Source organism: Synechococcus sp. W55.2 (assembly GCF_047461635.1).
GTDB lineage: Bacteria > Cyanobacteriota > Cyanobacteriia > Thermostichales > Thermostichaceae > Thermostichus.
Map to the genome: position 1 here is coordinate 24,748 of NZ_JANSHM010000025.1, position 12,874 is coordinate 37,621.

Consider the following 12,874-nt stretch of genomic DNA (forward strand, 5'->3'; position numbering starts at 1 on the left):
AGTATTGGTGGCGGCCTTTTTGCACTTTTCTTCGAGCAATCTGCATCTGTCTCACTTGAAACAATAGAGGCCATAGCACACTAAGGGATCCCTAAACCAAGCCCTGATTCAAGATCTCGCGGGAACGGGCGATGGCTGCTCTCAAGTTGGCCCGCTGGGTGTAGCGCATCGTCATGGCGGCAGTTGTGTGGCCCAGCAGGTGCTGGATATGTTCGGGGGCAACGCCGCGATCCAGCAACAAGGTGGCAAAGCTGTGGCGAAACTGGTGAGGGGTTTGATGTCCCGGCTCAGGCTCGGTGAGCTTGAGCACAATATGCCGTAGACCATCGTAGGTGAGGGGACGGCCTCGGTAGGCCAAGCAGCGCGATTGGGAGACAAACAAAGGATCCGTCGGCGCGCACAGGCCCCGTTCTTGGCTCAGATACTGTTGCAGCAGCTCGGAGAGGGGATCCCCTACGGCCACAGCGCGGGGTTTGCTCCCCTTGCCACAGCGCACTTCCAACAGGGATCCCTCGGGGCTGATTTGAAAATCTTGAACGGTTAAGTCCAACAGCTCCTGGGCCCGCAGCCCGCACTCCAGCATCAGGCGAATCAAAGCCGCGTAGCGCAGAGAATGGTTTTGGGCCCGCTGCAACACCCGCTGCAACAACAACCGATCCAGATCGCGAGGCAAACGAGCGGGTAGGCGGGCAGGTCGAATGGCTTGAGTGGGCAGGGGATCCTGAAGGTAGCCCCGTTGGCTGGCCCATTCAAAAAATTGCTGCAAGGCCAACCGCTTCAGGTTGTAGGTGGCCGGAGAGGCGGGCGGGTGGATCCGCTGGCCGGAGCGGTTGCGAAACGGACGGCCCTTCAAGCTGTTCAAAAAGGACTGGACGTGGGCAGGCTGCACCTGGGGCAGCGGCACGGGGCAAGTTTTGGCAAACTGCTCCAGAGCGATGCGATAGGTGCGGCGGCTAGCCGGGGCCAGATCCCGCTGCCGCTCCTGCAAAAATTGCGCCGCCAGATGGCTGAGGCTGGGAACAGGGCCAGTCGGCTGACTCTGGGGATGGGTCTCCTGAGCCCAGCCCGATCGAGGCTCCCTCATCCTGCCACCTCCATCCCTCTGCTAGCCCTTAACTTTATCCTCAACTTGTGGCCAGCTGCTGTCCAGAGAGGGATCCCGACCTGAGAGTCGATGGCTACTGGCCGGGCAGCAGGTGTTGGGTGATGAAATCCGTGTACACTTCGCCCCGCAAAAAAGCCTCGTGGCGCAGGATCTGCTGGTGGAAAGGGATCGTGGTGGGCACCCCGGTGATTGCACATTCCCCCAAAGCCCGCTGCATGCGGCGGATGGCTGCTGCCCGGTTAGGCCCCCAGACGATCAGCTTGCCCAACAGCGAATCGTAATAGGGGGGAATGGTGTAGTCGGTGTAGATGTGGGAGTCCATGCGCACCCCCGGCCCCCCAGGGGGCAAATAGGCACTGATCGTGCCAGCGCAAGGCCGAAACTGCTGCTTGGGATCCTCGGCGTTGATGCGGCATTCGATGGCATGGCCCCGCAACTCCACATCCTTCTGGCGAAAGGTCAGGGGTTGACCTTGGGCAATGCGAATCTGCTCGGCAATCAGATCCAGCCCGGTCACCATCTCAGTAACCGGATGCTCCACCTGGATGCGGGTGTTCATCTCGATGAAGTAGAACTGGCCATTTTTGTCCAGCAAAAACTCCACCGTGCCCACCCCCACATAATTCACCACCTTGGCCGCTTTCACCGCCGCTGCTCCCATGCGGGCGCGCAAGCTTGCAGTCAAAGCCGGGCTGGGGGCCTCTTCCAACAGCTTTTGATGCCGCCGTTGAATGGAGCAATCCCGCTCGTACAGATGCACCACATTGCCCTGGCTATCCGCCAAGATCTGAAACTCCACATGACGGGGGCGCTCGATGAACTTCTCCAAGTAAACCCCGCCGTTGCCAAAGGCTGCTTGGGCTTCCCCCTGAGCGGTGCGCAGCATCTTCAGCAGCTCCTGGGCATCCCGCGCCACCCGCATACCCCGCCCCCCGCCACCGGCGGTGGCTTTGATGATCACGGGGTAGCCGATTTTCTCCGCCAGCTTCACTGCCTCCTCCTCAGAGGTGATCAACCCGCGGCTGCCCGGCACCGTCGGCACCCCCACCGCTTGCATGGTCTCGCGGGCCGTGGCCTTGTCGCCCATCTTGCGCATCGCCTCTGGCGAGGGGCCGATGAAGATCAAGTTGTGGTCGGCACACATCTCGGCAAATTTGGCATTCTCCGCCAAGAACCCATAGCCCGGATGAATGGCAGTGGCCCCGCGGGTGAGGGCTGCCGAGATGATGTTGGGAATGTTGAGGTAGCTTTTGGCCACCGGGGCATCTCCTACGCAAACAGCCTCGTCCGCCAGTTGGACGTGCAGAGAGTTCTGATCCGCAGTGGAGTAAACGGCCACAGTTCGGATCCCCATTTCCTGACAGGTGCGGATGATGCGCAGGGCAATCTCACCCCGGTTGGCGATCAGGATCTTGGTGATGGGCGGCATGAGGGAGGTTCAGAGCAGAGAGATAACTTGACCGCTAAAGCCAGCAGTCTGTGAACGCAAGGTTAAGTTTAGGTGCTCATCCTACTATGCCAACCAGAGGGAAGAATAGAGAAGGCTGGTGGGGATCCCACATTCAGCCCATCCAGTCGACAACCTAGGTAGGACTGAGGCTACAGGGATCCGGCTGCAGCAGAATCCCAGTGGGGGCAAACTGCGTCACCCAAAACTCTACATCCTGAAACTGGTGACGCAGGGTGTTGCGCACTTGGGCGGCCAGCTCCAGGCTGGGCATGATTCCGAAGACCGTTGGCCCTGACCCCGACATCAGGGATCCCAGGGCCCCCGCCGAGAGAAGAGCTTGGCGCAGTTCCCCTACAATCGCGTACTCCGGCAAAACCACCTGTTCCAAGTCATTGCGCAAACTCCTGGCTAACGCCGGCGGATCCTGACGGCTGAGAGCCGCCAACGCCTGCGGCAAGGTGGGCAGTGTGGGTTTGGGTAGGGCATCCCCTCCCAAGCTCCCCTGACGAGAACGAAAGGCTTGATAGGCCCAGGCGGTGGAAACCCCCAGGTGCTTGGGCTTGGCCAGCAGCACAGGGATCCCTTCCCAATCGGCCAGCGGCTCCAAAACTTCCCCGCGCCCGGTGGCCAGTTGCGTTCCCCCCTGGATACAGAAGGGAATGTCGGATCCCAAGCGGGCTGCCAAACTCTGCAACTCTCCCACCGTCAGGCCCAGCCCCCACAGTTGGTTTAACCCCACCAAAACCGCCGCCGCATCAGCCGAGCCCCCCGCCAAACCTGCTGCCACCGGAATGTGCTTTTCGATGTGAATCTCCACGCCAGCGGCAGAGTGACACTCTTTTTGCAGCAGCTCAGCGGCTTGATAGGCAAGGTTGCGGGCATCTGCAGGCACTTCTGGACGATCGCAGGTGAGGTGGATCCCGTGAGGACGGCACTTCAACTGCAGGCGATCCGCCAAATGAATGCTCTGCAACACCATCGCCACCTCTGAATACCCGTCAGGACGGGAGCCGAGGATTTCCAGGTAGAGGTTGATCTTGGCGCGGGCAATCAGGGTACAGGCTTGCATGGGGCAAAAATCTGGGTCAGCAACAACTTTTCAACTCCCCTCAGCCTGTACAGACTTATCCGGGGAGATCTCCCAGCCTGATTCTAGCGGCAGTGGATCCCCTCTCTAGCTGCCAGAGCGCGGCCATGGCCCCAGCCACTCTCCACCGCGAAAGCGCCAGCGGGGAAACAAAATGCGCATCACCACCCAAGCGCTGAGGTAAAGGCAAACCCAGACCACACTGTAGTGGAGAATAAAATCTCCCAAATCAAACCGTTGGGTTGGGATATAAGGAAGACCCACCACCTTCAAGACTGTACCCAAAAAAAGCCCTTCCCAAATGCCGGCCAAAAGCTGAAGGATCCCAGGCCAATCGTGATCCCACATCCACCCCATTAGATAGTTATAAACAACATCCCAAACACAGCCAAACAGACCTACGTAGAACAGCACCCAAAAATAGGTGAGGCTGCCGCCATGTCCGGTGAGCCCAAAATAAAAGGGTAAACTTGCCAAAACACCAACGGTGGCCAATAAGAAAATGCGAGTTTGCCAGCGGCCAATCAGGGTCGGAGTCATCTTTTCCTCCAGCAGTTTTGCCTATCGAGATCATCAGGATCTATTTCGCTCCCGGTCTGTTTGAGGGAACCTTCTGGCCCTCACCCCCAACCCTTCCCCCTTTGGTATAGAAGAGTTGGGGATCAACGCAACACCCCTTTCACCAGGTTCAACGGGATGGGGAATAGCCATGATGTGTCGCCAACAATAGCGTTGATAACCATAAACATCCGGCAAAATCCAGGAGCGTTGCCCAATGTCGGCAAGCTAGGGGCTGATGTTTAGGGCCCACTTGCACCATTGCCACAGGGATCGGATCCCTTCTAAGCCTTTGACCCCCGGTGCCCGCAGTCGAGCCAGGTGTTCCACCGAGCGATGGGCACAGTACTGTAAACCCAAAAACGTATCCACCGGCGCATAGGGCCCGCCCAAGGTGATGATCCCGGCGGCGTACATTCGCCCATCCCGGTTGCGCATCTCCACCAGCTCAAAGTCGTTGGAGACATGCAAGCGCCCGTGAGGATTGAGGGGCAGGTTGTAGTGGGTAATTAGATCGTTGAGGAGAGGATTGGTCATGGGATCCGAAACCAAACCCGTACAGTCGATAACGAAATCGGCCTCCACCTTTAATTGCGTGTTGTTGTGGGTACCTCGAATGTAGGTTACCGGCTTACCCTTGTCGCCGGGAACCACCGACTCCACCTTGCCGAACACAATCGAGTACCAGCCCTCTCGCAACCCTTGCCGCACGATCCGCCGCCATTTCCGCCGACTTGCTGTCGTGGTGCCGCCCCAAGCTTCCAGCAGTTCGCGCCGTTCCAGGGGGGTCGCCGCTTCCAATTTGGCACGCAGAACTCCTCCCCAAGTGCCCTTGGGCCAGTTGAAGGGCTGAAACTCCCAATGGTTATCCACTGCCCGTTTGGCTCGTCCGAAGCGATTACCGCTTTTGGGCGCACGGCTCAGATGCACCACCGAGATGCGGGGGTTGACTTTGCGGGCTTCGTAAAGGCGTTCCATCACCTGAGAGGCGACGATCCCAAATCCCCGAATTAGGACGGTGCCACCTTGTTTCTCCAACTGCTCATAAACGTGATCATGAGGCTCATAGCCGTGTACCACCGATCTCAAATCTCCTGTTTTTTCGCGAAACTCCTGCAGGTCGTTGAGCAACTTGATGGCCGGATATCCAGTTGCCAAATGGAGATACTTGGCCACCATAAAACGGTGATCCGTATGGCCGGGCCGCGTTGCCGAATAGGCCACCACATATCGCCCATCCTCCGTTTTGCGAATGGCGCGAATATGGCCGTAACACAACATTTGCTCCCAACCAATTCGGGCTGCCTCCCGATCCATTGAGGCAAATACATCCCCCGCCCGCGGCGTATAGGTATCTGCCAACAAGGGCTCACTAAATACCTGCCACAAAAAGCCGAATGCTTCCAACAATCGGCCGGAGAAAAAGGAACGCCAAGCATCCCGCAGAGCATAGCCAGGCCAGCCCCAAATGTTGTCTGGACAAGAATCGGAGCCAGAGCGAATTCGCTTCCAGCGGGGGATCTGGCAGTTGGTCAAAAGCCGTTCATACCGTTCGTAGGGTTTGCGGGCAATGCTGATGACGCGGATGTGTTCCGGTCTGACCCCGTAGATGCGCAGGGTATCCACCCAGACAAAGCTGCCGATACCGCCGCCCAAGGCCAAATAGAGGGTCTCTTCCACAGGTAGTCCGGTGGCTTTGAGGGCGCTCAGGGCAATTTGCTCAGCTCGAAACAAATCCGGCGGCGGAAAATCCGAGCCAGGCCGCACCTCGGGAAGCTGCTCTGGGGCAAAAACCACCGTGGAAGCCGGGGGAACCTCAAATGCGGTGTCGGGTTGGGTGGCCGGGCGAATCAGTTCGGTGCGCGGCTCCAGCAAAAGAGTAGGGGTGGCGGTCAGAAGGGTGGCATTGGGATCCCTGGGGGACACCAAACCCACGGTGATGCTGTAGGGGCCAAGCTCCACCACTTCTCCCCCCTGGAGCACCCGGCGTGCCTGACGGATTTTTTCCCCATTGATGCGGCTGCCGTTGGCACTGCGATCTTCATAGATGACCTGGCCATCCTCACCGAGATAGACGAGGGCGTGATAACGGGAGATCTCCTGGCTGGCAAACACAGCCCGCGCCACTTCTCGACCTTGCCATTCCTGTGGCAATTGGGCCAGCTCCCTGCCCAAGGCAAGAGGCAATGGAAAAATCAGCTCCTGCTGTTCTTCGGTGATGGGATCTTCCCAGCTCAGTTGAATTTGCATAGCTTCTGCTTACCTTTACTAAAGATCATGAAGGGGCCATTGAGAAAACACAGAACAGCGCGACCTCACAGGTCACTTTTGGTTTGCCCGGGATCCCTTTTTTCTATCCCCCACGGACTTGGATCAGCCACTGGAATCTGTAAGAAGAATTAAGAAGAATAGAAAGGGTTGGTCCTCTAGAGAGGAGGTTGGGGGGCTTTGCCAGCTTCTGGAGGAGGGATCACCAAGGTAGCGCTCAAGACCAAATGTCCACAGTAGGGACAATTCTGACCCTGATATTCTGGGGGCAGGTAGTGAGGGTTTTCCAGGCGGCTGCACTTAACCTTGAGGGTGTCCAAAGTGCCGCGGCTGAGGAGATCCCCCTGATCCTTCCTGGCCACTTCTATAGACTTCACCCTCAGCACAATGTGCCCCAACTGAATTTGGCTATTGGCCTCAAGCGCAGGCTCCTCCTGAATCATTTTTCGGCCATTCACCCAGACAGGGTTGGGCTGCTTAGGAGGCAAACGATCCCGAGTTAAGTTGCGAATGTGAAAGTTTAAGGTTTTGGGATCAAAATAAAGCCCGGCGTGAACTCCTGAGACCGAGCGAGTTGGGTCATTGAGCACCACATCACAGCTGGGATCCCGTCCAATGGTAACCAGCTTAGAGGGGACAGGCGAAACCGTTTGCGATCGGCGCCGGTCGGCCTCGGTCCATTCTAAAGTGAGTTGACACACGATCCCATTCTCCACAGTTCAGCGCCTCCATTCCCTAGATCGGCTTCAGCATATCCAAAGGTCAGCTTGGGGAAAGCAGAAGATGTCTTTTTCGTCAAAATTGTTATCTTTTTGGATAACTATAACCTACTCCCCTGACCAAAGGCTTGCGCTGATCCGGATCACCTGAGTTGGGATCTCCGAGTTACATTCCTGCTGGAGACCGTGCCCAAACGCTCCGCGCCGCTTCCGCGACCACCCTCAGCTCCTCTTCCAGAGGGAGAGGGGAGCCAGACGGAAAGGTTTCATTCATGATGTTTAGACCATGATGTTTAGAGTGACTACATACTCGACTTTATCCCCACCCGATTTGAAGCAACAAAACTCGATCTCCTCAGGAACGGCGAGGCCGTTCAAGTTTGACCGAGGTGGCCTGATCCCTTGGCCGGAAGCCTCAGAAATCCACCTGAGAGATAGGGCCTAGAGTGAGTTTTGAGTTTCTGGGGATCCTGCAAGACTAGTATCCTCTGTGTCTTTATCCAAACCGTTTTCAAAGCACTCCGGTAAATGTGAAACTGCCGCTGCCCAGCCGCTCCTGCCGATCGAACACACTGATGGTGAGCTGATGGGATCCCGTTTGAGTGAGGGTAAAGCGATTCTGGGTCAGGGTCAGCCCTGTAACGGTGCAGGTGGTCGCCCCAACGAAGCAGCCGGGCAACTGAGCAGCATCAAAAGCTCCCAGAGTTACGAAATTGCCCAGTGGGGTGGTGACGGAAGCCAAAAAGGCGTTGGAACCCCGGATCCCGGCAGGGGCTTCTACCCGGAAAGACACCACAAAGGTCGGGGTTTGCCCCACCGAGACGGTGCGCGGGGAGAGATCGGTAATGGTGAGGGACGGAGCAGGTATGGGAGGTGGCAGGGGCGGAAGATTGCTGCTGCCGGTTGTACCCCCACACCCCACCAGAACACTGCTCAGCAGCACCAGCACTGGGATCCGTTCATGCCTTCGCTGCATGGTTTTCCTCCACTCCAAAAGGTCTTCTTTTTTTGAGCTTATTGTCTAGATTTTGTCTCCACCAAGCCAGCGGGCGGAAAGGAGAGAACCTGGCGAGAAGCAGCCTGGGATCCTTCGCTTATTCCCCTTGCAAAAGGTTTTGGCAAGCTGTGGCAATGGCCCAGTCCTCTTGGGCTGAGATCACCAGAACCCGCACCGGAGCATCCGAAGTGCTGATATCGCAGTTGCGGGGGGATCCGGCATTCAAAACCGGGTCGATCTGGATCCCTAAAAAACCCAGATCTGCACAGGTTGCTGCCCGCACCGGCGCCGAGTTTTCCCCAATCCCCCCAGAGAACACCAGCGCATCCAGCCGATCCAAGCTCATGAGCATCGCCCCAATCTGGCTGCGCAGACGGTGAACAAACAGCTCAAAAGCCAGCTCCGCCCGGGCATGGCCTGCCTCCATTGCCTCCAACACAACCCGCATATCGCTGCTCAGGCCGGAAACGCCCTTCAACCCCGATTCTCGGTTCAAGATCCGATCCAGTTCATCCACACTCATGCCCTGGCGCAACTGATGGATCAAAATGCCCGGATCCACTGACCCCGACCGGGACCCCATCATCAAGCCCTCCAGGGGGGTGTAGCCCATGGTGGTGTCCACACTTCTGCCCCCGCGAATGGCCGCCAACGAGCAGCCGTTGCCCAGGTGACAAGTGATCAGCCGCAACTCCTCCAGGGGTCGGTTCAAGATCTCGGCAGCGCGACGGGCGCAATGCTCGTGGTTGATGCCATGAAACCCGTAGCGGCGGATCCCTTGTTCAGCCCAAGCGTAGGGAAGGGGGTAAAGGGCTGCGGCCAGAGGCATTTGCTGGTGGAAGGCGGTGTCGAAAACGGCCACCTGAGGGATCCCCGGCAACAGTTGCCTTAGCAGACGGATGCCAGCCAGCGCAGCAGGGTTGTGGGCTGGGGCCAAGGGGATCAATTGCTCAATCGCCCTCTCCACCTCTGGCGTAATTAAGGTGGGCTGCCGGTACAGGGATCCCCCATGCACCACCCGATGGCCGACGCCGCCGATCTCAGCCGCCTGCGGGAGCAGGGATCCCTCCCCTTGCCAGAGGCTTTGAAACAGCGGGGCCAGTTGGCCGATCCCTCCCTCAGGTGAAGCGGAGGGAAAAGATTCCCACCCACCGCCTCGCCGACGAGTCTGGATGAGGGCCTCCCCCGGCTTGTAGGTGAAATCCACCTGGGCTTGCCAGATGGGCGTGGCCTCCACCCTTCCCTCAACCGTCAGAAATAGGGAGGATTTGAGGCTGCTGGAACCGGCATTGACGACCAGAATATTCACAGCGTGTCTTCGTTGGCCTTCGCACTGCTGGGCTTAAGGCCTATAGCCCGCTTGCTTGAACAGAGCGGTTGACTACCCTGCCGCTAAGGATGACCATAGCATTAAAGCCCTCCTGCAGCTTCCTGAGGCCAAGGCGAACTGCGTAGCGGTAGGACGAAGCTTTAGACCCAATTTTTTGGGTAATCTGTTCCCCTACTTCTGTTGCCCTCCATCCCACTGGACTAACGCTGCTTATGCCCAGAGTCATCGTCACAGATCCCATCGATCAGGCGGGGATCGACATTCTCTCCCAAGTCGCTCAGGTGGATGTGCAAACCCAGCTCACCCCAGAGCAGTTGATCGCGGTCATCCCCAACTACGATGCCATCATGGTGCGCTCCGGTACACGGGTTACCCGAGAGGTAATCGAGGCGGGGACGAACTTAAAAATCATCGGGCGGGCGGGCGTTGGTGTCGATAACATCGATGTGCCCGCCGCAACCAAAGCCGGGATCCTGGTGGTCAACTCCCCAGAGGGCAACACCATTGCCGCTGCCGAGCACGCCATTGCCTTGATGATGGCCCTCTCCCGCCACATACCCGATGCCAATGCCTCTCTGAAGTCGGGCCTGTGGAATCGGCAAGAGTTTGTCGGCGTAGAAGTCTACAAAAAAACGCTGGGGATTGTCGGATTGGGTCGGATTGGATCCCATGTGGCCCAGATTGCCAAGGCGATGGGGATGAAGCTGCTGGCCTATGACCCCTATCTGTCCGTGGAGCGGGCCGAGCAACTGGGGGTACGCCTGGTGGACTTCACAACTTTGGTCCAGGAATCCGACTACATCACCTTGCACGTTCCCAAAACCCCTGAAACCACCAACCTGTTCAACGCCGAAACCTTTCGCATGATGAAGCCGACCGCTCGCCTGATCAACTGCGCCCGCGGCGGTTTGGTGGATGAACAAGCCCTGTACGAAGCCCTGAAATCCGGCCAAATTGCCGGAGCGGCTTTGGATGTATTTGCCAATGAGCCCTTGAAGGACTCCCCGCTGTTTTCCCTGGGCAAAGAAGTCCTGCTCACTCCCCACTTGGGGGCCTCCACCGAAGAAGCCCAAGTGAATGTGGCCATTGATGTGGCCGAGCAGATCCGCGATGTGTTGCTGGGGCTGCCGGCCCGCTCTGCCGTGAACATCCCCGGCCTACAGGCAGAGGTGCTGCAAAACCTCAGACCCTACCTGGACTTGGCCGAAACCCTAGGCAACTTGGTTGGCCAATTGGCGGGGGATCGCGTCAACCAGTTGGAGATCCGCCTGCAGGGAGATCTGGCAGAAAAAGATGGTCAGCCGATCGTCATTGCCGCTCTCAAAGGGCTTTTGACGCTGGCGCTGCGGGAGCGGGTCAACTACGTCAACGCCTCCATCGAGGCCAAAGAACGGGGCATTCGGGTGGTGGAAACTCGAGATCCCTCTTTGAAAGATTATTCCGGATCCCTGACGTTGATTGCCCATGGCCCCAATGGGATCCGCTCGGTTTCGGGGGCGTTGATTGGGGAGCGAGAGGTGCGGATCACCCAGATCGACGAGTTCCCGGTGAATGTGCCCCCTTCCGCCAACATGCTGATGACCCTGCACCGGGATATGCCGGGAATCATCGGACGGATTGGCACCCTGCTGGGAGCCTACAATGTCAACATCGCCAGCATGCAGGTGGGGCGCAAGATCATCCGCGGCGATGCAGTCATGGTGCTCAGCTTGGACGATCCCCTGCCGGATGGGATCCTGGAAGAGGTGCTCAAGCAGCCGGGCATCCGTGACGCTTTTGTAGTGAACCTCTAGAATTGTTGATCCCTAGAAAAAATCCTAAATCTCACCTACCCTGGCAAGACGGAGTCTTTGCTTGAACCAGAGCAACTTGTCCCTAACCCTGTCCCAGATCCCAGACTGGGATTGGCCGGCCTTTCTGGAGTCCCTGGGCCATTTTGGTGTGGATCTCAGTCTGGAACGCATGCAAGTCTTGCTGCAGCGTCTAGGACAGCCCCAAGCTGGGATCCCGGCCATCCACGTAGCCGGCACCAACGGCAAAGGATCTGTCTGTGCCTGGGTCAGCCACGTGTTGTGGGCGGCAGGCTATCGTGTGGGTCGTTACACCTCTCCTCATTTAGTAGATTGGCGGGAGCGGATTTGGCTGAACGGGGAATACATTTCCGCCAACGACTGGAGCCAAGCGCTGGCCCAGGTGCGAGACTGCCTACAAACCTATGCCCCTGACGAGGCTTCTCCCACCCAGTTTGAGGTTATCACCGCTGCCGCTTGGCTGTACTTCCGCCGGCAAAAGGTGGATGTGGCAGTGATAGAAGTGGGCCTGGGGGGGCGGCTGGATGCTACCAATGCTGGGATCGAGCCAGTGGTAACGGCTATCACCTCCATCGGCTGGGATCATTGGCAGCGCTTGGGCAACAGCCTTCCCCAAATTGCCTCTGAAAAGGCGGGTATTCTCAAGCCAGGGATCCCGGCAGTGTGCGCACCCCAAACTCCAGAGGTCACAGCAGTTATCCAAGCCAAGGCAGAGCAGTTGCAAAGCCCCCTGAGGGTGGTCGACCCTCTACAATGGTCAGAGCCTCAAACCGCCCAATGGCGAGGGCAGCTCCTCACCCTGCCCCTCAGCGGCGATGTACAACTCACCAATGCGGCAGTAGCTCTTGCCGTTGTAGAAACCCTACAGCAACAGGGCTGGCGGATCCCTGATGCCACTGTAGAAAAAGGATTTGCCATCACCCGTTGGCCGGGGCGTCTACAGCGGGTGCAGATTGGATCCCGCCAGTTGCTGATGGATGGAGCCCACAACTTACCCGCTGCCCAGGCTCTCCGTCGCTATCTGGATAAGTATCAACCTGGCCCCCTCACCTGGTATATGGGCATCCTCACCACCAAGGATGTCCAGGGCATTCTCAGTACCCTGCTGCGGCCGGGAGATTGCTTTTTTGCCCTGCCAATTGCCGGCCACTCTGGGACGGATCCCGAGCAACTTGCTCAGCTAGCCCAGACTCTGCAGCCTCATCTCGCCTCGGCACGGGCACTGCCCAATCTCTCCGCTCTTCGGGCTCAGTTGCTCAAGCCGAAAAACCTCACTGAGCCACCAGCTGTAATCTGCGGATCCCTGTACCTATTGGGCCAGGTGATGCAGGAATGTTTGGGATGGGATCTAGCCTGTTGAACTGACAGGTGAAACCTTATGCAAAACCTGAGCTCCTCTCTTATAAAGAGAGAGGAGCTATGAACAAAAACTAGCTCTCAACCGCTATCACTTGATCAAGATACTCCCCTACTGATTGGGTTAGGGTGGTGGGCCTGGCACCGAGCTAGGTTGCCAGCAGGTCGCCCTGCCAGTAGGTTCGCCGCTGAT

Annotated in this window: 10 protein-coding genes; 2 read left to right on the plus strand and 8 right to left on the minus strand. The window is 57.9% G+C overall.

Annotation, left to right across the window (positions count from 1 at the left end; genetic code table 11):
* Positions 1–91 precede the first annotated feature (91 nt).
* The 8 genes from NW828_RS06940 to NW828_RS06975 form a co-directional block, all read right to left on the minus strand.
* The gene (locus NW828_RS06940) at positions 92–1,084 is read right to left on the minus strand and encodes a tyrosine-type recombinase/integrase (RefSeq protein WP_414382789.1); all 993 of its coding nucleotides are present in this window, start codon (positions 1,082–1,084) and stop codon (positions 92–94) included.
* Between the two features lie 94 nt (positions 1,085–1,178).
* Positions 1,179–2,534, minus strand: coding sequence for an acetyl-CoA carboxylase biotin carboxylase subunit (gene accC / locus NW828_RS06945; protein ID WP_414332260.1), 1,356 nt, complete (start codon positions 2,532–2,534; stop codon positions 1,179–1,181).
* Between the two features lie 154 nt (positions 2,535–2,688).
* Entirely contained in the window at positions 2,689–3,624 is a 936-nt protein-coding gene (gene ispE, locus NW828_RS06950) for a 4-(cytidine 5'-diphospho)-2-C-methyl-D-erythritol kinase (protein ID WP_414382793.1), read from the minus strand.
* A gap of 105 nt (positions 3,625–3,729) precedes the next feature.
* Positions 3,730–4,182, minus strand: a complete 453-nt coding sequence (locus NW828_RS06955) for a hypothetical protein (protein WP_414382795.1) — start codon at positions 4,180–4,182, stop codon at positions 3,730–3,732.
* Positions 4,183–4,428: 246 nt separating this feature from the next.
* Entirely contained in the window at positions 4,429–6,450 is a 2,022-nt protein-coding gene (locus NW828_RS06960; protein WP_414382798.1) for an FHA domain-containing protein, read from the minus strand.
* Positions 6,451–6,626: 176 nt separating this feature from the next.
* Positions 6,627–7,169 (minus strand): FHA domain-containing protein, encoded by a 543-nt coding sequence (locus tag NW828_RS06965; RefSeq protein WP_414374025.1) that lies wholly within the window; start codon positions 7,167–7,169, stop codon positions 6,627–6,629.
* Positions 7,170–7,698: 529 nt separating this feature from the next.
* On the minus strand, positions 7,699–8,163 hold the full coding sequence (locus tag NW828_RS06970) for a hypothetical protein (RefSeq protein WP_414382801.1): 465 nt from the start codon (positions 8,161–8,163) through the stop codon (positions 7,699–7,701).
* A gap of 118 nt (positions 8,164–8,281) precedes the next feature.
* A complete protein-coding gene (locus tag NW828_RS06975; RefSeq protein WP_414382804.1) occupies positions 8,282–9,493 on the minus strand; it encodes an acetate kinase in 1,212 nt (403 codons plus the stop codon).
* A 233-nt stretch (positions 9,494–9,726) separates the two neighbouring features.
* Between NW828_RS06975 and serA the strand changes: the two genes are divergently transcribed.
* Both serA and NW828_RS06985 read left to right on the plus strand, forming a co-directional pair.
* On the plus strand, positions 9,727–11,307 hold the full coding sequence (serA, locus tag NW828_RS06980; protein ID WP_414332254.1) for a phosphoglycerate dehydrogenase: 1,581 nt from the start codon (positions 9,727–9,729) through the stop codon (positions 11,305–11,307).
* A 61-nt stretch (positions 11,308–11,368) separates the two neighbouring features.
* Complete coding sequence (locus tag NW828_RS06985) at positions 11,369–12,685, plus strand: bifunctional folylpolyglutamate synthase/dihydrofolate synthase (protein WP_414382806.1); 1,317 nt, start codon at positions 11,369–11,371, stop codon at positions 12,683–12,685.
* The last annotated feature ends 189 nt before the right edge of the window (positions 12,686–12,874 follow it).